The sequence below is a fragment of the Sphingobium xenophagum NBRC 107872 genome, from assembly GCF_000367345.1.
GTDB classification, from domain to species: Bacteria; Pseudomonadota; Alphaproteobacteria; order Sphingomonadales; family Sphingomonadaceae; genus Sphingobium; species Sphingobium xenophagum.
The window spans coordinates 1-23929 of sequence record NZ_BARE01000025.1 but is presented as its reverse complement, the minus strand read 5'-3'; the positions used below and the strand labels follow the sequence as shown (position 1 = coordinate 23929).

Genomic DNA, 23929 nt, shown 5'->3' with positions numbered 1-23929 from the left:
TCAGGTGGCCGAAGCGAACACTGCGGCGACGGGTGAGACCAACAACAGCACAGCGGTATCGATCACCTCCGCGCCCGACCTTCAGATCCGCAATCTGGCGATCACCAACAGCGCGCCCGCATCGGGCGATGTCATCACGCTGACTTGGGATGAAAGCAATCTGGGCAATGTCGGCACCCTTGCAGGGTTCGACAATCGCCTGCTGGTGCAGAATCTGACCACTGGCGAAACGCTGCTCAACAGCACGATTGTGACGACCAGCGCTCTGGCGGCTGGGGAAAGCCGCGCCCGTACGGCCAGTTTCACGCTGCCGGAAGGGCAACGCGCAGTCGGCGACATCCGCGTCACCATCATTGCCGACAGTAACGCAAATGGGCAGACCAGCGTGCGCGAGGCCGCCGCCGGGGTCGCTGCCGAGGGGAATAACAGCGCTCAGGCCGCGATCGCCGTCACCGCGCGGCAATATGCGGATCTGCGCGTCAGCAATGTCAGTGCGCCCGCCAATGGGCTGGGCGGGGGCAACATCACGGTCAGCTGGACCGTGACGAACGCTGGCGTGGCCATAGCGGACGGCGTCAACTGGTCGGACCGGGTGATATTGAGCAGCGACGCCGTCATCGGAAATGCCGACGATGTCATACTCGGCAATATCGCCAGGACCGGCGGGCTGGCTGCGGGTGGCAGCTATAATGGTTCGGGCACGCTGGCCCTGCCCAACATCAACTCCGGCGACTATCGCATCTATGTCGTGGCCGATGCCGCGCAGGACATCGTCGAACCCGATACGCGGGCCGACAATGTCGGTGGCCCCGCAAATGTCGCGATTACCAGCCGCGCGCCCAATCTGGTGGCAGAGGCGATATCCGGTCCGACGGCCACCGTGCTCGGCGGCGATCCCTTCACGGTGTCATGGCGCGTGCGCAACACTGGCGACGCTGCCGCTGCGGGCGGGCATGTCGACCGGCTGCTATTGTCGGCTGATGGTGTCGCCGATGCAGGCGACCTGCTGCTGGCCGAAGTGCCTCGCGAGGCGGGGCTGGCGATCGGCGACAGCTATACGGTGTCCGTCCAGGCGCGCGTGCAGGACGGGCGCAGCGGCGATTACCGCCTGATACTGGTCACCGACGCCGGAAGCACGGTGTTCGAAAACGGGCTTGAAGGCGACAATGCGGGCGTTTCTACGCCTGTCCGCTTCGCTGTCGCGCCCTCCGGTAATTTGGTCGTCGAAAGCGTCACCGCACCTGCCGGCGCGCGGCCGGGCGAAACGGTAGAGGTCAGCTATATCGTCCGCAACAGCGGCACGGTGGCCGCGAGTGCGCCCTGGACCGACCGCATCTATGTGGATGACGACACGACTGTTTCGGGCGCGACGACCCTGGCCAACATCGCGCGCACATTCGATATTGCGCCCGGTGAAGCCTATGAGGTGCATCAGACGGTCACACTGCCGGTAAACCTGGCCGATGGTTCCTATAGCATCCTTGTCCGCGCCGATGTCGGCCAGCAAGTGTTTGAAGGCGGCATAGAGGCGGACAATGACGGCGCTTCGGACGCGCTGGTCCTGACCCATCCCGATCTGGTGCCGCTCAACGTCACGCTGCCCGGCGGCGTCAATCCGCAATCGAATAGCGACATTGCGGTGACATGGCAGGTGCGCAACGATGGCACCGGGGCCAGCATCGGCGGCTGGACCGACAGCCTCTGGCTTTCGCGCGACGGCACGGTCGGCGCCGGCGACATCAAGCTGGGCGAAGTCGTGCGCGGATCTAGCCTTGGCGTTGGCGAGGTTTATGACGGCGCGCTCACCGTTCGGCTGCCCATCGATGCATCGGGCGATTATCGCATCATCGTGCAGAGCGACAGCGCCGCCGCCGTGCCGGAAACCAGCGCGGGTGAAGCCAATAACAGCGCCTTTGTCGCGCTCACCGTCGCGCTCGCTCCCTATGCTGACCTGGACGTCAGCAACGTCACCGCGCCAGCCCGCACGATCAATGATCCCGCGCGTGTCAGCATCGGCTGGACCGTCACCAATATCGGCACGGGGCTGGGAACGGTCGATAGCTGGACCGATCGCGTCTATGTGTCGCGCGATGACATATTCGGCGACGCTGATGACATATTGCTGGGCGAACTGGTGCATTCGGGCAGCGTGGCGGTGGGCGAAAGCTATGACGCCAATCTCGACCTGATCCTGCCTGCCGGATTCTACGGGCGCTATACGTTGTTCGTCCGTTCGGACGCGACGGATGCGGTGTTCGAAAATGGCGCGGATGCGAACAGGACCGCGCTGGCTGGCTTTTTCGACGTGTCGCCGATCGCCTGGGCCGATTTGCAGATTGATAGCGTCGTTGCGCCCACAGTGGCGCAATCGGGCACATCCATCGATGTGACATGGCAGGAAAGCAATCAGGGCATCGGCCTCACCAACACGGGCGAATGGTTCGACAGCGTCTATCTGGAAAGGACCGACGGCAGCGGCCGGATATTGCTCGGCTCGGTCAACCATCTCGGTTTCCTGGGGGTAGGGGACAGCTACGAACGCACGGCCAATTTCACGCTGCCTGACGGGATAGCGGGAGAGTATCGCATCGTCGTGATCGCGCCGGGTTCCGACAATCCCAATGCCACACCCTATGAATTTGCCTTTACCGGCAACAATAGCGGCACGTCTGCCCCGATCAGCATCTCGCTGGCGCCGCCACCCGATCTTCGCGTCACGGCCATCTCTGCGCCGACAAACGGCGTCGAGGGCGGCGTCGTCGACATTAGCTGGACGGTCAAGAATGAAGGGCTGAGCGCGGCCGAAGGCAGTTGGGTGGACAGGGTCTATCTGCGCAAGGCGGGCGACAGTGGCGCTGGCACGCTGATCGGCACCTACAGCTATACCGGCCCGCTGGCGGCGGGCACCAGCTATACGCGGCGCGAGGAAATGCGCCTGCCCGCCAAGACCAGCGACCGGTTCGAGGTGATCGTCGTCACTGACGCCGCAGACGCGGTATATGAACATACGGCGGAAACGAACAACCGCTCGGTCGATGACGAATCCATCCTGGTATCGGTGTTGCCGCGCCCCGATTTGCAGATCAGCGAAATCATCGCGCCTGACCGGGTGACGGCGGGGGCGACCGCGTCGGTCGATTTCACCGTCATCAACCAGGGGCTGGTGGAAGCCAATGGCAACTGGACCGATCAGGTCTGGCTGTCGCTGGACGACAAGATTAGCGGCGACGACATTCTGGTGTCGCGCCTAGCCAACCCGATCGCGCTCGGTTCGCTGGAAAGCTATGAATCGAGCTCCGCCACTTTCACCGTGCCATTGCGGTTCCGGGGCAATGTGTTCGTGCTGGTGGCGACCGATAGCGGCAACGCCATCGACGAATGGCCGAACGACACGACTGCCAGCAACGTGCGCGCGCAGCAGATTTATGTCGAACCCGTGCCCTTTGCCGATCTGGTCGTCGACAATGTCGTCACCAATGCCCAGGCGTTCGAGGGCAACAGCGTGCCGGTGCGCTATACCGTGACCAATCGTGGCGCGGGCACCAGCAACCTGGGTCAATGGACCGAGCAGGTCTGGTTGACGAAGGACAAGAACCGGCCGCACCCCGGCCTTGGCGATATATTGCTGACCAGCCTGACCTACACCGGCGGCCCGCTGGAAGTCGGACAGGGCTATGACCGCGAACTGACCGTGACCCTGCCCGCAAGCGTGGTTTCGGGCACCTATTATATCATGCCCTGGGTCGATCCCTACGCGACGCTGCTGGAGGATTCGCTGGCCATCAACGTCAATCCCGACGATCCGGCCGAAATTCAGAGCAGCAACTATCGCGCCCGCGCGATCCAGATCGTTGGCACCCCGCCCGTGTCCAGCACGCGCGCCATTGCGGTGACGGACGTGACCGCCCCGGCGGAGGCCAAGGGCGGCGACGACTTCACCGTCAGTTGGACAGTGCGGTCGACCGGGGACGCCAGGGCGACTGGCTGGACCGATCAAGTCTATCTGGCCGACGCACCGTTGCTGGAGAATGCACGCAACATATTCAATCTGGGCAGTTTCGACAATCTGTCGCCCCTCGATCCGGGTGCGAGCTATACCAACAGCGCGACGTTCAAGCTCAATCCCGCCGCGGCCGGGCTCTATGTCATCGTCAAATCGCAGCTGGGCGGCGATCCCAACACGCTCGACAACGCAAAATTCGCCAGCACCAGCGTGACGAACGCACCGGCCGACCTGCAGGTTGTCAGCGTGGTGCCTGCCGCGCCGGGCGTCGTCGCTTATTCCGGCGAGCGGACAAGCGTTACCTATACCGTGGAGAATAAGGGCGCGCCGGTCTGGTCGGGCACGCAATATTGGACCGATCAGGTGTGGGTGTCGAAGGACCCTACATTCATCGAAAACCGCGCAACCTATGTCGGATCGGTCACGCAGGCCAATGAAGGGCTGGGCACGGGGCAGAGCTACACCAACACGCTGGAATTCGACATGCCGCCGGGCGTCGACGGCGAATATTATGTCTATGTGTTCACCAACACGCCAAGGCGGCCCGTGGTGCCCAGCGATATCGTCCGGTCGGGCGATAATGATTCGCTGAGGGACCAAGCTTTCCGGAATTTCGTATTCGAGCTGCCCGCCGGGACGGTTAAGCAGGCGCAGTTCCCGGTCGTCTATCGCGAAGCGGACCTCAAGGTTACCGAACTGACGCTGCCGGACACGCTGCCCGCAGGCGGCACGGTCGAAATCAGCTTCCGTGTCGAAAATGTCGGCACCCGCGCGACGCGCGAGGATAGCTGGGTCGACCGCGTCTATCTGTCGCTCGACGCTTCGCTGGATGAAGGTGACTGGCTGATGTCGCGGGAAGCGTCGCCGGGCGTCATCGTCCGCGCCGAAAACGCGCATGTCGGCATACTCAATCCCGGCGAATCCTATATTGCGAAGGTCACCGTCAGCCTGCCGTTCGAGCTGGAGGGCGAATTCAATGTCATTGCGGCTGCGGATTCGGGCCTGGAGCAGTCGGGCTACGCCAATAGCACGCTGTCGCCGCGTCTGTCCGGCGTGCGCGGGCAGGTCAACGGCAAGGTCAAGGAATATGCAGGGGAGGGCAACAACCTCACCGTGCAGCCGGTTACGCTCACGCCCTACACCCCGCCAGACCTTCAGGTTGTCTCGCTCGGCGTACCCCTGCGCGCGACCCGTGGCCAGCCGTTCCGCGTGGAATATAGCGTCACCAATGCGGGCGGCGCGACCCCGGCCCTGCAGCCGCAGTGGGACGACCTTGTCTATCTTTCTCGCGATCCGTTTCTTGACCTGACATCGGATCGTTTCCTGGGCTCGATCCGCCACACAGGGGGGCTGGACGCAGGCGGCACCTATTCCGTCGTCAAGGATTTCGTTGTGCCGGGCGACCTGGGCACCGAAGCCTATTATGTTTTCGTCGTGACCGATCCGGCGCGCTATGACGCCACGGGCAGTCTGTTTGAAGCCGACGAGCGCAACAATATCCGCGGCAGCGACGTGCCGATGGTTATCGAGTTGCCGCCGCCCACCGACATACAGGTCACCGATATTGTCGCGCCCGACAACAAGCAGGCGGGCGATCCCGTCACGATCAGCTGGACGGTAACGAACAAGAGCACAGTGACCGCGTCGGGCAGCTGGAGCGATGCCGTCTATCTCTCGCGCGATGCGACCTGGGACGTAGGCGACAAGCTGTTGGGACGCGCCAATTTCGCAGGCTCCCTGCTGGCGGACCAGAGCTATACGCTGAGCCTGGATACGACGCTACCCGGTGCGGCGGCGGGCGACTATCGCATCATCGTGCGGGCCGACGCGCGCAACCAGTTGTTCGAGGATGTGGGCGAGGCGAACAACATCACCGCCGCCCCCAACGCCACCAGCATCTCGATTGAGACGCTGACGCTCGGAATCCCCTTGTCGGTCAATCTGAAGCCAGGGCAGGAGCGGCTCTACCGTATCGTCGTCCCCGCCGAACAGACCTTGCGGTTGCGCGTAGCCTCCGATGACGAGCGGGCGATCAACGAAGTGTTCGTGCGGCATGACGATGTGCCGACATCGGCGCTGTTCGATGCGACCTATACCGGACCATTGGCGCAGGAACTGACCGCGATCGTTCCGGATACGGAGCCGGGCGTCTATTATGTGATGGTGCGGGGCTATAGCGGCCCGGATGACGGCAGCACGGTACGGCTGATCGCCGATCTGATGCCGATGGTGATCACCAGCATAGAGACTGATACCGGGGGCGACAGCCGCTATGTGACGACCACGATCAAGGGCGCCCGCTTCCACGAGAATGCTATCCTCAAACTGTCCCGGCCGGGGATTGCCGAATTCGAGCCGGTGACTTGGAAGGTGATCGACAGCAGCACGATCATCGCGACCTTCGATTTTACGGGCGCGGCGCACGGCCTTTACGATCTGAAGGTCACCAATCCCGATGGGGCGCAGACGGTCGAACCCTATCGTTTCCTCATCGAACGGGGCATCGAACCGGAAGTCACGATCGGCGTGGGTGGGCCGCGTGTCATATTGGCGGGCGATCAGGCGACCTATTCCATCGCGCTCAAGAATATCTCGAACCTCGACGCGCCCTATACCTATTTCCAGGTCGGCGTGCCGGAACTCAATTACAACCAATATGTCTATGGCCTCAAATTCCTCGAATTCTTCACCAATGTGCGGGGTATTCCGGAGGGGGCGGAGGGCAGCGACAACGCCAGCGTGCCCTTCATCAACCTGGAATCGATCACCAATACCAACGGGCAATTGCTGACATCGGGCTTCCTTTTCGATCAGCCCGCTGACGGCTTTGGCGGCTTCACCGTCAACGTCCGCACCTATCCTGGCCTCAAGGAAATGGCGGATCGTGCCTTCAGCGCGTTTCAGGACAGGATGAACAACCAGTTCCCCGACCTCGCGCCACTCCTCGATGGAGGAGAGGGCGGACTGGGCGAATGGTGGGAAGCGGTGAAGGACAAGGTGAGCGAGATCATGCCTGCCGCGCGCAGCACGCTCGACCAGCTCGATTTTGTCGGCCTTTACCAGCAGAATAGCGCCGTACCGAGCAAGGACGAGATCCCGTTCATCCCGTTCCGCTTCCATATCGTCGCTGCCGCCACGACCATGACGCGGGCCGAATTTGTCGAATTCCAGTCGAAGCAGGCGCGCGATTTGCGCACCGCCATATTGGAGGCGAATGACGCCCCCGCGCCATTGCTGGCGCTTGCCGCCGATGAAGGGCAGTGGACGGAACTGTATCTCGCCGCGCTCGAACAGGCCGGGCTGTTGCGCGACGAGCAGGACGTGCCGCCGATCCGGACGAAACAGCATATCGTCAGCCTGATGACCACGTTGGCATCGGGCATCTTGTTCGGCCCCGGCGGTTCGTCGGTACGCTCCACTGGCGATCTGCTTACCTTCTTCGATCAGGTCCGCGCCTATTACGGGCATGAAGACGGGCTGATGGCCGCCATCGAATATATGGACCCGCGCCATAGCGAAAAATATGATGGCGAGGTGCCGGTGCCGGCGCTGCCGGAACGGGCCGACTATGATCTGGGCTTGTCCACGCCTACGCATTTCGAAGCGTTCCGGATTTTCGTGCCATGGGTGCCATTCGACCAGCGCGGTGCCGGGCTGCCCGCCGATTTCCAGATCAATGGGCCAGAGCCGGTCGACGGCCAGGAATTTGCCCAGCTGGATTTCTCGCGCTTTTTCGCCAGCGAAGGACAGGTGAACCGGCTGGCGTCGATCACCGGGCCACAGACGCTCGACACGCAGGGCTGGCTACCGGGAGCGGCGGAACTGCCCTATACCGTCGCTTTCGAAAATGCCGCTGGTTCAGCGCGCTATACCAATGAAGTCCAGATCGTCACCACGTTCGATCCCGATCTTGATCCGCGCAGCTTCCGGCTCGGCGATATCAAGATTGGCGACATCACCATCGACGTGCCTGATGGCCGCACCAGCTTCGACGCGGAGATTGATTTCACCGCCACGCGCGGTTTCATCCTGCGGGTCAGCGCGGTGCTGGACCTGTTCCAGCAACCGGCAAGTGCGAGCTGGCTCATCCAGGCGATCGACCCGCTGACCGGCGAAGTGTTGCAGGACGCGACCCGCGGTTTGCTGGCGCCCAATGATGCCAGCGGGACGGGCGCGGGCTTTGTCAGTTACACGGTGGTGCCGGGCGACGATGTGGCGACCGGCGAGCGCATTTCCGCCTCCGCACGGGTGCTGATGGATGGCTTTGCGCCAGAAGACACCATTGTCCTCAGCCAGATGGTCGATGCCGTCGCGCCGACCAGCACGCTCACCGCCAAACGCGTGGGCACGACAGCCAATTTCGAGGTGAACTGGCGCGTTCTGGACGATGTCGGCGGTTCCGGCGTCAAGCATGTGACGCTTTACACCGCTGAAAATGGCGGCGATTTCAAGATCTGGCAACGCATGTTGTCCGACGCGAGCGGCATGCTGGTCTTTGAAGGGGAGGCTGGCAAAAGTTATGAATTCCTGGCGCTGGCGACGGACATTGCGGGCAATCGCGAAGTGCCCAAGCCCGGCGTCAACGCCATTTCCGACGGGTCCAGCGTCAATCTGGGCGGCGTGCCCACCGTGCCCGACACGACGGCGCCCAATTTCGGGCAGCCGCCAGCGCCCACGCCGGAACCCTCGACCAACGCGCTATTCACCCAGGCCGAAGCGCTGGTTCCTGCTGCGGCTCCGCTGAGCGCGCCGAGCGAATTTGATTCCGTCCTCAGCCCCTTTGTCGCCCGCGCTTTCGCCACCGGCATCACGCGCAGCACGACCGAAATCGGCCCGATGGCGATCGTGGAGACGCCGGACGGCGACTTCCTTGTTTCCGGCGGCACCAATCGCGGAACGATCTGGAAGTTCAGCGGGCAGGGCGGCGCGGCGGCGACGCCGTTTGCGGAGCTGGACACGCCCATTTTCAACATGGCGTTCGATGCCGAGGGCGGCCTGTGGGCGACCACGGGCGGTGGGCCGCTGCTGCGCCTCGATCCGCAGACCGGGGCCATTCTGGACCGGTTCGGCGATGGCGTCACCATCGCGCTGGCGGTGCATCCCACGACCGGCAAAATCTATGTGTCGACCAACAGCGGTGTGTCGATCTTCGATCCCGACGATGGCAGCTTCACCCAGTGGAGCAGGGACGAAAATCTGCGCGTCGGCAGTCTTGCCTTCGACAATGACGGTGCATTGTGGGCGGTGACCTGGCCCGACCGCAAGCAGGTGGTGCGTTTCACCGATCGCGCGCGGGCGGAAACAATGCTCACCTTCGATGCGCCCGCAGATTCGCTGGCGTTCGGCAAGGCCGGGACGCGGCTCGAAGGATTGCTGTTCGTCACGCACACCGCCGGAACGGTGGACGATGCGGGGCTGGCCGAACCGGGCGGCGCGCTGACCATGGTGGATAGCGCGACCCTGCGTCGGATCGACGTGGCCAAGGGCGGCTCGCGCGGCGATGTCGTCATCACCACGAGCGATGGTCGTGTGCTGGTGAGCCAGAGCAATCAGGTCGACATCGTGGCGCCCGCGACCGCGCCCGTTGTCGTCGCCACGAATCCGTCTCCCGATGCGCAGATTGCGCTGCCCCAGGCTTTCCTGTCGGTCACCTTCGATCAGGATATGTTCGCCGGTTCGGCCAGTCAGGCCGGATCAGTGACCAATGCGGAATATTACACGCTCAACCACGCTACCCTGGGCGTTCAGCAAATCCGCGCCGTCACTTATGATGCGGCCAGCCGGACCGCGTATCTGAACGTCGGCAATATCCCGGCGGGCGACTATATACTGACCATCGGCGCACCGCTGACATCGGCCAATGGCCAGCGCATGGGCGTAAATTATCAAACCGGATTTTCCGCGTTCGAGGATATTTCCACGCTTGTCGACATCCTGTTCGAGGATACGAGGCTGGACCGTGCGACGGGCACCATTTCCTACAAGGTCACGATCACCAACAAGACTGACGGACCAATCACCCTGCCGGCCTTGTTGACGATCGACCCGCTTGGCGGCTTCCCCGGCATTCCGCAGGGCGCGACCGGCCAGACCGACGATGGCCGCTTCCTGATCGACCTGTCGGGCGCATTGCCCGCCGATGGCGTGCTGGAGGCAGGGGAAAGCACGTCTGGGCGTACGGTTTCGATCACGACCTCGGCCAATCGACGGCTTGATTTCGTGACCGGTATCGTCGCGAACGCGGTTCCCAACACGGCGCCGTCCTTCGTCAGCGTGCCGCCGCAATCGGCGACCGTCGGCACGCCGCTCCGCTATCAGGTGGTGACGAACGACGCGGAAGGGCAGGCGGTGTCCTTCGGATTGCTGACCGCGCCTGCGGGCATGACGATCGACTCGACAACCGGCCTGCTGGAATGGACGCCGCCCGCGGGGACGGCATCGCTCGCGCCGGTGGTGATAGAGGCTTTCGATTCACGCAGCGCCGTGTCGCTGCAACGCTTCGTGCTGGCGATTACCGGGGGCAATCGTGCGCCGGAATTTGTCTCGTCCCTTTCCGCCGTGTCGAGCGGGGAAGGGCAGTTGTTCGAATTCGAACTGGCTGCAGTCGACCCTGAATCGCAGCCGCTGACCTATTGGGCGGATGGTCTGCCTGCCGGGGCGACCTTCGATCCGGCGACACGGGCATTTTCCTGGTTGCCAGGCTATGAATCGGCGGGGACATATGATGTCCGCTTCTTCGTCACCGACGGACTGTCGCGTGACGAAGTGGTCGTCACCCTGTTCGTCGCCGAACGGAACGAGCCGCCGCAGGTGGTGCCCGTTGCCGACAGGATCGCGCGTGAAGGCGACTTCGTCAATTTCCGGATCAACGCCAGTTCGCGCAGCGACCGCGAACTATCCTATGGCGCGGAAACGCTGCCCTTTGGCGCGACGCTGAACCCGACGACCGGCGAATTTTCCTGGACGCCCAACTATATCCAGAACGGCGTCTATGACATTGCCTTCTTCGTCACGGACGGCGAAACGCTGGTCCGGTTCGTCACGAAAATCACCGTCGAAAATGCCAATGCCGCACCCGTGTTCGACCAGCTTGACGGATGGCAGGTGCTGGAAGGGCAACAGCTTGCCTTCAACATATTCGCCTTTGATCCCGACAACCCCTATTATACCCCAGCCCTTCGCAACGGCGAAACGGGCGAGGCGGTCGAGACCAGCGAAACGTCCCGGACCGTCACCGTCGAGTTGATCGGCGATTTGCCGCCCGGCGCGACTTTTGATCCGGACACCTATGATTTCACCTGGACGCCGACCAATGTGCAGGCTGGCGATCATGTGGTGCGTTTCCGTGCGACCGATGACGGCAATGGCACGGGCGTTCCGCTGACCACGGACATCATCGTCCCCATCAGCGTGTTCAACCAGAACCGTCGTCCGGTGGTAAGCCCGATCGAAAATGCGACGGTCGCCAAGGACGCCGTCTTGGAAATTCCCGTCAGTGCCACGGATGCGGATGGCAATCCGCTCGTCCTGGCCCTGCGGAACGAAAGCCCCTTCCGTCCGCTGCCCGATTTCATAACCTTCGTCGACAATGGCGACGGCACCGGCAAGATCCGCGTTGCGCCCGGCGCCAATGCACGGGGGGATCATGTCGTCATCCTCACGGCGACCGATGACGGGGACGGAACGGGTGAACCGCTGGCGGGCGGCTATGCCTTCACGATCAAGGTCACCAGCCCCAACGAGGCACCGGAAATCGGCTATATTGGCGATGTCGTGGCCGTGATTGGCGAGACGATGAAGGTCATCGTCAATGTCACCGACATGGATCAGGATGCGCTGACCTATGCGGTTGCCGGACTGCCGGGCGCAACGATCACGCCGACCAGCGTTTATGGCAGGGCGCTGATCGAGTGGACGCCGACACTGGCGCAGGCGGGCACGCATGATGCTCTGGTCACCGTAACCGATTCCGGTAGCGGCGCGGTTACGCCGGTAAGCGACACCGCCGCGTTCAAGGTGGTGGTGCGCGCGACCAATACGGCCCCGCAGCTTGCTCCGGTCGGCAATCATAGCATCACGGAAGGCGAAACGCTCTCATTCACCCTGGGCGGTGCTGACGCGGACAATGACAGCCTGACCTTCACGATGAGCGGCGCGCCCGATACGGCCTCGCTCGATCCGGCTACCGGCGCATTTGTGTGGACGCCGCCGCTCAATTCCAGCGGCGAATATAGCATCACCTTCTCCGTCAGCGACGGCCATTCAAGCAGCAGCGAAACGATCATATTGACGGTCGCCAATGCCAATCAGGCCCCGGTGTTCGTGCCGATGGGCCTGCAACTGGCGCGGGAAGGCGCGCCGATGGTGTTCCGCATCATCGCGGGCGACCCCGATGCCGATCCCGTCATCTATCAGGCACCCAACGGCTTGCCCGAAGGCATGCTGTTCATCCCCGCGCGGGGCGAAATTCAATGGACGCCGGGCTATGCGCAGGCCGGTGATCATATCCTGCGCTTCACCGCGACTGACCCGCTGGGCGCTGTCGATACGATCGACGTCACGGTCAGGGTGGCCAATGTCAACCGCCTGCCGGTGCTCGACGAAGGCTTCCACGCCTTCCTGATCGGGGAAGAAAAGCGGTTCACCGTCCGGGCGAGCGATCCGGACAGCGAAGATGTCCTGACATTCTCCGCGGAGGATTTGCCTGAAGGGGCAACCTTCGATGCTGTCACCGGCGAATTTGTCTGGATCCCCGGTCCCGGCCAGGCGGGCGATTATGCCGTCACGCTGATCGCCGATGACGGGCGGGCAAAGGTCCGGCAGACCATATTGCTGCGCGCCACGATCGAGCCGGTGCCGCCCGTGGTCCGCCTGGAACTGACGCCCAGTTTCCCGGCGGCGCCGGGTCAGAATGTGCTGATCCATGCCGTGGCCGACAGTCTGGCGGACATCACATCCCTGCGCGTTCAGCTTGACGGTCAGGACGTGCTGCTCGACGCCAATGGTCGGGCGACCGTGGTTGCCGGGGCACCAGGCAAATATGTCTTCACCGTCACCGCGCGGGATGCAGATGGTGGTGAAAAGACCATCACGCAAAGCTTCAAGGTCCGCGATCCGCTGGACAAGAATGCGCCCAGCGTCTTGTTCGACGGCGCGATCGATGACGCTATCGTTACCTCGACCCTCGCGATTGCCGGGACCGTCGACGACAGCAATCTCGACCGCTGGACGCTGCAACTGATCGACGGGCAGGGCGATGTCACCCTGCTGGGCGAAGGCGGTTCCAATCTGACAGGCACGCTCGCGACGCTTGACGGGCGCAGTCTGGCGGATGGATTCTATCGCCTGCGGTTGACCGCTACCGACATTTCCGGTCGCACCAGTGTCGACACGGCGATGATCGAACTGCGCACCGGCGCTGACAAATTGTCCCGCTATACGACGCAGCATGACGATATATCGACCGTGCTGGGCGGCGTGCCGTTCGATCTCGTCCGCGCCTATGACAGTATCACGGGCAAATGGACGTTCCTTGGGATCGACGCCGATATTGTGACCAGCGTCGGCACCCAGCCCAATGCGGGCGGCGCGCTGCCCGCGTTCGAGATTGGCACGCGGCTGTTCCTGACCCTGCCCACCGGCGAGCGGGCGGGCTTTACCTTCAACCCTGTCGAAGAGGTTATTGGCGGACAGACTTTCTACCGCCCCGCCTGGATAGCCGATGGCGCGCATGGCTGGCAGTTCAGCTCGATCGATGTGCAGCTTCGCAAGATTGGCGGCAAATTCTACGATGTGGATAGCGGGGCGGCCTATAATCCGGGTTCGCCGTCATTTGGCGACCGGGACTACGCCCTGCGCGCGCCTGATGGCACGATCTACATCCTCGATAGCCAGCGCGGCACGGTCGAAATCCAGAAGGCGGAAGGCAAGCTGCTGATCGGCGACAGCGGCGTCACCGCACTGGGCGGCGATGCGCTGCGTTTCCTGCAGGATGCGCGCGGCAATGTCACCCAGGTCACCGATGCGTCGGGCAAGGCCAGCATCTATAGCTGGGACGAGGATAACCGGCTGACCGCATTGCGCGACCTCGTGACCGGCGCTGGCATCCGTTACGGCTATGTCGATGGGCGGCTGGCGCTCGAAGTGCCTTCGTCTGGGACTGGCAAGCGGATCGTCTATGCTGCCGACGGCACAGTCGCGACCGAAGCGATTGTCGCTGATCTGGCTACTCCGGCAAAGTTCACTGGCCAGACGATATCGGGCGATCTTGGCGCAGGCGGGGCTGAAAGTTTCGCCTTCACCCTGCGTGAAACCGAACTGGAAGGATTGCCCAATGCCTTCGTCATTCTGAGGGTAGAGACGACAGGTTCGGTCACGCCGCAGATTGCGGGGCTATCCCCCCTGGCCAGCGCGCAGGCGGGCGGCAAGGTCGTGACGCTGTTTGCGCTGCCCACATCGGGCCTGCACGAATTGCGGATTGCCGGCAGCGGCGTGTACGCCTTCGAGATTCGCGCTGCGGGCGACATTAATGGCGATGCGAAGGTCGACGGACTGGACAGCGCCGCCGTGGTCGCGGCCCTGGCCGGATCGGACATCAGTGGCGATGGCGTGACGAACGCGACCGACACGCAGATCGTCGCTGCCAATTATGGGTTCCGGGCGAACCAGTCGCCCCTGATCGCCCCCACCATTCCGACGGAAAAAACCCATGTCGACTTGCAGCGCTATGTCGACCTGACCAAGCTGGCGACCGATCCCGATGGAGACCGTCTCTATTTCCGGGTCGTCGGGGCAACCGGCGGATCGGCGGCTCTTGCCGCTGACGGGCGTGGCGTCCTGTTCACGCCGACCGCTGGCTATTCTGGCGCGGCTTCGATCCGCTTTTCGGCCGATGACGGCTTTGGCAGTTCGGCGGAAGGTGTCATCGACATCAATGTTTCCGACGCGGCCTTGCTGTCGTTGAATTTCGCGCAGCGCCAGCCTGCCTTTGCGGCCGCTGGCGAAAGCGGCGGCGTGGCCCTTATCGGTCAATTCGCCGATCAGGCCGATGTTGCGCTCCCCTATTCCTATGTGACGGCGAGCGTCGGCCATCCCGACATCGTGCGCCTGGGATCCGACGGGACATTATTGGCTCTGGCCCAGGGCGCGACCTATTTGAAGGTTTCACGCGGCAACATTGCGGCGGCCACGTCCCTGACGGTGGGCGATCCCAATAGCGTGCGTGAGTTGATGACGCAGATTTACGGGATCAACGCCTATCCAGATAGCGTGACCCTGTTGCCCGACGGTGGTTCGCGCGCGATCATCACCAGCCTTGACGTGACGGAGGAAACCTTCGCCAACGGGGCGGCGGCGGGGACCGTCTATGTGTCGGCCGACAGCGCGATCGTGACCGTGGATGAAAACGGCCTGATGCGCGGTGTGGGTGCCGGATCGACCTTTGTCACGGTGATCAACGGGTTCAGCGAGGACCGGGTGATGGTGTCCGTCGCACCGCCGGTCATTGGCGACGATGTCGCGGTCAACGGCGCTGCTGGCGCGATTGTGCAGAATGCCGATGGCGTCCAGATCGCCTTTGGCCCAGGGGCGCTGAGCGGCGATGCCACGGTGACGATCGATACGCTGACGGAGGCTGAACTGCCCATCGTCATGCCGGCGACCGATGCATTTCATTTCCTGAGCGCGTTCGATCTTCAGGTCGATGGCGCGGAATTCAACGATACCGTGCAGATCGCCGTGCCGGTAGCGGGCAATGTGGGCGATCAGGTCTGGTTCTTCGCCAGCGTTGATTTGCCGCTTGGCCCGAATGGCGAGACTATCCCTGTCTGGACGGTGATCGATTCAGGTGTGATCGATGCTGACGGGATGGCGCGCGCGAAATCGCCGCCATTCCCGGGCCTCAGCAGGCGCGGGGCCGTCCTGGTGGCGGGGGCGGCCAAACCGCTGCCGATCCTGCGGCTGAACGTCGGCTTCACGGCGCTCAATGCGCTGGTATTCGCGCCCGCGATCGGCATTGCCGCCGTTGGTGGCCTGGCTGGCGCGACGGTCGCTCTGGGTCTGGCTGGCGCCGCGCTTGGATCGGTGGCGCTGCCATTGTTTGCGCAGCTCAAGGAAATCCAGATTTACGCCGATCTGGCGAAAGACCAGGCAGCCGTCCGCCGTATCGACCTGTCGCCCGAATTCACGCAAGCGGAACTCAACGACGGCAAGACGATCGTCGCCAACTTCCCGCCGCAAGCCTTCCAGTCCGACAAGGGGCCTGTGGTCTCCAGCGTGTCGACGCTGGTCGCCAATGACGGGAGCACGGCCGTCACGATAACCGGCCTTGACTTCATCGATGGCGAAGCCGGGTCGATCAGCGCCAAGAGAGACAATGTCCGCGTCGTCCTGACCCATGGATCAAAGCGCGTCGTCATATCCGATGCGGTGATAACGGGCGAAGTTGGCGGGGTGCAGCAACTCAAATTCACCGCGCCGCCCACTGTCCTGCTGGGGGCCAGCGATGTCACGATCGTGCGCCCGGCAGTCGGCTCGTTCGGTTCGGCGAGCGGTGAACCCAATGATTTCACGGAATTGGTGGAAAGCGCGGTCGTCAAGATCGACAACAAGGCGGGATATGCCTTTGTCGGCGATGCGAACGGCGTTCAGATCATCGATCGCAAGCTCTCTTTCGAAGAATCCCAGCCCAATGACGAATTGATCGCGCGCATAGATCTGGGCGCGCCGGTCAGGGAAATCGTCGTGACCGGCGATCTGGGCGCGGCATTTGTCGCGACGGAAAAGGGCATTGCCGTCATCGACACGCTGACGCTGCGCCAATATGACCTCAACCCCAACAGCAACGATGATTTCATCAAGGTCGAAGGCGGCGTTGTCACGGCGCTCGCGGTCGATACGGAGAATGGCTATCTCTACGCGGCCGGGCTGGGCAAGGTCTATGTCATCAACATCGATCCGGGCCGGGACAATTATCTGAAGGTCGTTGGCGATCCGCAACATACGCTGAACATGGAAATCACCAGCCGGGGTGAACAGTTTGGCCATATCACCAGCATGGCATTGAACGCCGACGGCACCCGCCTCTATGTCGGCCTGCCGGTGTCCGAAATGTTCGGTCAGCGCCCCTGGATCAACAATCAGAACAGCGACCCCGGCCTGATCATGGTCGTCAACGTCAATGAAGAACAGCGCCCGGTCGAGGGTGAGGCCAATATCCATGGCTGGCGTACGGTCGTCGACAAGGTGGCGTCGGGTATCGAAGTGTTCGATATCCAGCCGACGGTCGATCCGAACAAGATGGTGTTCGTGGCCCGTGGCGATCGCAATCGCGGTGCCAAATTGCTGGAATATACGCCAGCCGGCACGCATATCGTTACCCAGATCGGCACCCTGACCATGGGTCAGGAAATCGGCGTGTTCGAACAACCGTTCACCATCGGCGGGCTGGTCGTCAGCGTGGACAAGAAGCGCAGCACGGATGAAGGCCGGTTTTCGATTGGCCGGGTGCCGGACCTGAACGTCCATAATGCGTCGGGCATCGCGGTCACGCCGGACCTGGAATATATGTTCGTCGCCGATTGGGGCGTTCCGACCCTCTATTGGTATCGCGACCTCGATTATTCGCAGCTGGTCGACGAATTTTATCGGGTCGGGTCCAAAATCCTTGTGATCAAGGATCCCTTCGGACCGAACCGCCAGCTTGTCGGCGCGACGACGCCCGTGCCCTTCGCGTTCCTGGAAGAACTGCGCGTCGATAGTTCCGGCACCAAGCTTTATGCCAATTACCGGGGTGCCGGTAACATCGTCATCATGGACATCAACAAGGTCCGCGACATCGCCAAGCGTAGCGATTTCGACAAGCTGCTGGTCGAATTCCAGGACAAGGCGATCGACAATCCCAACTATCCGTTCGACATCTATAATGAATCCACCGGACAAGGTGCCGTGGATGTCACCCGTCATGGCCGCGGGCTGGCGCTCAATGCGATCCAGGCGCTCAACCTGATCACTCCGACGACCGAACTGGATATTCACGGCGACAATCCGCCGCCTCTGACGTTCAAATGGGAATTTGATCCGACGCTGATGCCAGCCGGATCGGTGATGAAGACCAGCTTCTATCTCAGTTCGCTGGCGCCTGGTGACGGGTTGTGGCCCGACGATCCCATCCGTGAACGGGGCGTGTTGCAACAGCCCGACTGGCAGGGTGCCGACAAGCATCCCAGCCGCATCTTCACCAAGGTGAATCTGGAAGCGGGCAAATGGCGGGTTCTGGCGAGCGGCGAAGTGGTGCCGGACGGGGAATTGCCGCCCGGCAAGTTTGAACTGACCTTCGATCCGGAGTTCGCGCGGGTTCTGACCGGCGGGCAGACCTATTTCTGGGGCGTGCGGTCAACCGAATTTGGAATTCGTGATTTCCGGCAGTTTACCGTTCTGCCCGATAAGGCGCCAGCCGGCACCTTCAACGGCGTGACCGTCCTGACCCACGGATTCCAGCTGGACGGCATCTGGACCGACAATGATTCCTTCCACCAACCTGCCGCGTTTCAGGAAATGGGGGAGATGATTTCACGCCTGGGCGGGGGCGGTATCGTCCTGCTCTATGACAAGAATGAAGGCACATGGGCGGACATGAGCGACCCCACCAGGGTTGTCACCGGTGATATGCTGGCCGCCTATGCGGGCAAGCCTGTCGTGCTGATTTCCGATTGGGTCCGCGAATCCGCCCATGCCGAAGCGGGCTTCTCCGAAGCTGCCGCCGACTCGCTGTTCGCCGCGCTCATGGATCTGGACGCTGAATCGAACAACACGTTGCTCAGTTCGCCATTGCATTTCATCGGCCATTCGCGCGGCACGGTGGTCAATAGCGAGATCATCCAGCGCCTGGGCTATTATGGCCGGGTCACGAGCGGCATTCACATGACCACGCTGGACCCGCATGATTTCGTGCAGGATTCGCTGGATATTCCGGTCAACACCCTGCTCAACATTGCCAAGGCCTATAGCAGCTTCAAATCGCTGGCGCTTGCCGTGCGGTCGGTCGCTACCGCGGTGGGGGCGGTCGGTTCGGCGGTCGGCTCCGGTGGCCTGACACTGGTGGCGACGGGCGCGATCCTGGGCGGCGTCGGCAAGGGCATGGTCGAAGCGGCAGGCGCCGCCAAGATGGCGTTCCGTATCCAGAAGTTCCAGGATCTGGCGCAGACATTGGGCATACAGCTCGACCCGGTGAAGTTCGGCGATTTCCTCGATCCCGACGTCAAATTGTGGTCGAATGTCAGTTTCAGCGACAATTATTATCAGGATGCGGCGTCGCAGACCTTCACGACGGCGACACCCAACGGGCGCGACATCGGCCCAACGGATATATCCCGCTATCTGGGTGGCGTGGTGCCGGGTGTATCCGGTTTCAATCTGGACGATTTCGCCGGATTGGGGGCAGGCGGCCCGCATAGTCGCGTCTGGCAATGGTATGCCGGTACGATCGACACGAACATGACCAAGTTCCAGGGTCTGGATATCTATCGGCGCATCACCGACGATGGCATCCGGCCCAAAGTGTTCGGCATACCCTCGCTCGATCAATGGAATATGGAACCTTGGTACTTTGTCGATCCGGGCAAGGTCACCAGTTCCAGCATGTCGGTGCGGATCGGTGCGGCGAACCAGATGGTTACCGGCAATACGACGTCCACGACCCATTTCAACATCACCGACGGCGTCGGCACCGGATGGTTCTATTCCGTCGCAGGCGGCGGGGCGGACTTCCGGCCGATTATCAGCGGCGGCGAGGTGGACGTCACCACCGACAATAGCGAAGCGCCTAATCCCGGCGGTTCTGCCGTCCAGAGCATCTTCAACGGCAATTTCGAACAGGGCACGCGCGAATCCCTCAACGTCCATCTTGAACGCATTGCGACCGGCGAACTCGATGACGATGCCGGGCGCTTCCCGATTTCCTACGAAATTCCGGGCTTCGCATTTCATGGCGGGCAGGGGTTCAAGCTCGACCTGCTCGGCCTGCCCGACGCCGACGCCATCGGCAACATCGATGTCGCCGCGCTGTTCATGGTCAACACCAATCCCCAGGCGCTGGTCAAGAAGGTGCTGGTCAAGATCTGGGAGGACTTTTTCGACAGTCAGGTCAACCTGGCCAACCAGATTACGATCGGCAATTTCAAGCTGCCGACGCTGAACTTTGTCGAAGCGAAGCTGGCCGCCAAGGTGGTCGGCTGGGCCGGTTTCGATGCCGGCAAGAAAATCGACATGGTCAACAAATATTTCAAGGCGACCAACAAGGTATTCAAGGCTGCCGGCATTGCGACGGAAGCGCTGAACGATGGTCTGAACACGCTGGTCGAAAGCACCGGCGTGACCATGTCGCTGGGCGCCGATACGAAGGATGAAGCGGGTCTGGAGCGGCTGAAAGCCTATGTCTCCAATGCAATCGAAAACGGCTTCGACAAGCTGTTCCCCAACCAGGACAATTATTCGCTGATCATGGGGGCCAGCGCGGCGCTCACAAAGATCATCGACTCCTTCCTGCCCGATGGCGACATCTGGGAAGCGATCAAGATGGAGACACGGCGTATCCTGCCGGGTCTGGATTCGATCACCCACAATTTCGTCTATGTGCCCAAGGACGAGCCCTATCTGACCTTCAAGATCTACAAGCCCTATATGCTGCAACCCGGCGCAAAAATCCGCGTGCGGTTCGAAGGAGCGGGGCTGCCCACCATCGATGCGCTGGTCGCCAATCAGGAAGCGGGCGCGCGCCAGGTCGATCTGGGCACCGGCATGTTCACGTCCAGCGAGTTCTCCGTCATCGTTCCCGACGAATATAAGGGCCGTTCGGCGACCATCACCATCACCCATGAAAACATGGCGCCGACGGAGGAAGACAAGCAGGATCTGGAGGACGCGGCGTTCATCGATGCGATCACCGATGCTGCCAAGGATCTGGGCACGGCCGTTAGCCAGATCTATCTGCTCGACGATCTGCGCTTCACGACGGTCGCCGCGATCAACGGGGTCATGCCCGGTTCGCCGCAGGTCGCAGTCGAAGGTGTCGCGATCACGCCCGCCGCTCCAGCCGTCACGCTGGAACAATTGGCCAGCCTCGTCGATGACGCGCGCCTTGCGTGGATCGCAGCGGGGATCAGCGACAGCGATGCGCAGAAATTGGCCGACCTTGAATTTGCCGTGACCGATCATCAGGGTGCGGCGCTGGCGGTTCATTCGGGCCATGTCATCACCATTGATGCGGATGGCGCCGGGCATGGCTGGTTCATCGATATTACGCCGGACGGATCGAGCGAGTTCCTGACGTCGGGCGGACGGATGCTCGCGATCGACGGTAGCGCGGCGGCAGGCCGCTACGACCTGCTCACCGTGCTCATCCATGAAATGGGGCATGAACTTGGCCTGTCGGAGTTGCCGACCACGACCATTGGCCGGGTGATGAATGAAGCGCTGGGGCTGGGCGAACGGCGCTTGCCAGGTCTGGCTGACCTGCCGGTCGTGCCGGTCGCAGCGCCAGTCGCGGGTGCCGTTCGCACCGTCACGCTGAAGGGGACAGGCAATTCGGCATTGGCTGCCGTGGCGGCTGCGCCGTTCGCCTTGCTGCCTTCGGGGACGCCAGCGACCGCGCCTTTCCAGAATGGCGATTTTGGTACGGCGACGGGCTGGTCGCCAGTGGGTGGCGGCGTCGTGTCCGGCGGGGTGGGCGTCCTTGCCGAGGACAGCCGCTTCCTGTCCTCGCTCAATCAGAAGTTCGTCCTGCCCAATGGCGCAACGGAAATCAGTTTCCAGATCCGGTCTGCGGTGCTGGGGGCGAACAATGCGCTGCCGCCTGATGCTTTTGAAGTGGCGCTGCTTGATCCGGTCACGGGCCAGTCGCTGCTGGGCGATCTGGACGGGCTGGACCTGTCCGACGCCCTGCTCAACCTTCAGGCTGATGGATCGCTCTACCTTGCTCCCGGCGTGACCGTGACCGGCAATCCATTGACGGGCAGCGCGACGGTGACCGTTTCGCTTGCAGGGGTCGACCGCAGCAACGGCGCGTTGCTCTCGTTCGACCTGATTGCGATGGGTGACCTCGACAGCCGCGTGACCATCGACAATGTCGCGTTCGTCGCGGTGGCGAATAACGCGCCAGTCGCAACCAATGACAGCGGCAGCGGCGATGAAGATCAGGACATCCTCATCGATCTTCTCGCCAATGACAGCGACGCCGATGGCGATCTGCTGAGCATTGCGATCCTGAGCGGTCCGGCAAATGGCACGCTCATCCCGCCAACCGTGACGGGCGGAGCGTGGACCTATCGCCCGGATGCGAATTTCGCGGGAGCGGACAGCTTCACCTACAGCATCACCGACGGGCTGAGCGCGCCGGTGTCGGCCAGTGTCGCCATCACCGTGAACGCGGTGAACGATCTGCCGGAACTGGCCGTGGTGCAGGATCGCAGCGCGGTACAGGGCAGCTTCGTCACGCTCAATCTGCTGGGAAGCGACGTAGAGGATGTCGCATCGGGCCTGACCTACGCGCTCGTCTCCGGCCCAGCCGGTGCCAGCGTCAACCCGTCGGGCCTGTTGAGCTGGACAGCGGGTCTGCCGGGCATCGAGAATTTCACCGTGCGCGTCACTGACAGCGATGGTGGAATTGCCGAACGCAGTTTTGCGATCACCGTCGTCGCGCCGGGCAACGAAGCACCTGTCTTTGCCGCGCTGCCGGATCGGGATGTCAATGCGGGATCGCTGTTCACGCTCCAGCTGGCCGCAAGCGATGACGATGATGCCGCGGCGGATCTGACTTATACGCTGATCGCTGGCCCAAGCGGCGCGACGCTATCGCCCGCCGGCGAATTGCGATGGGTAGCGACGGGAAGCGGTCCCCGTCAGGTAACGGTCCGCGTGACCGATCCCAAAGGCGCGTTCGACCAGCGGAGTTTCGCCCTGAATGTCGTGCCGGTCATTGGCAACACCGCACCGACGCTACCTGTTCTTGGCGATGTCGCGGTTGAAAGCGGCAAGCTCCTGATCCTGCCGATCACCGCCAGCGACAATGAGGATGTCGCCGAAGCGCTGACCTATTCGCTGGTCAGCGGCCCCGATGGCGCGGCCATATCGGCCAGCGGCCTGTTCAGCTGGCAGGCGGGCAATCCCGGCTCCCAGACCGTGACAGTGCGCGTCACGGATACCGGTGGGCTGATTGCCGAGCGCAGCTTTGCGATCCAGGTCTCCAACCCCGCGCCTAATTTCGCGCCGATCGCCGATCGCTCGGTATCGACAGGCGGCACTGTCGCGATCACGCTTTCGGCCACCGACAGCAACCATGGCGCAGCGCAGCTCGTCTATTCGCTGGTCAGCGGTCCGGCAGGCGCAAGTGTGACGAGCGATGGCCAGTTCAGCTGGACAGCCGCCGGGCTTGGCGCTCAGCCGGTCGTGGTTCGCGTGACCGATCCGCTGGGGGCGTTTGCGGAGACGTCCTTCAACATCGAAGTCACAAACGTCGCGCCGGTGCTGGCGGCTGTTGGCCCGGTCACGGTGAATGAAGGCAGCATGCTTTCGTTGCAGCTGGTCGCCAGCGATACCGAGGATGCGGCGGCGGACCTGACCTATACATTGATCGCTGGTCCAAGCGGCGCAACGCTGTCACCCACGGGCGAATTGCGATGGGTCGCGACCGGAACCGGCTCCCAGACCGTGACAGTGCGCGTCACGGATACTGGCGGGCTGATTGCCGAGCGCAGCTTTGCGATCGAGGTCTCCAACCCCGCACCTATATTCGCACCGATCGCCGATCGCTCGGTACAGACGGGCGGCAATGTCGCGATCACGCTTGCGGCCGCTGACAGCAACCATGGCGCAGCGCAACTCGTCTATTCGCTGGTCAGCGGTCCGGCAGGCGCAAGCGTGACGAGCGATGGC

Annotated in this window: 1 protein-coding gene; it reads left to right on the top strand. The window is 62.6% G+C overall.

The annotated features are described in order from the left end of the window. A partial coding sequence (locus SX1_RS12250; protein WP_026149718.1) for a putative Ig domain-containing protein occupies positions 1 to 23929 on the top strand: 23929 nt, incomplete at both ends.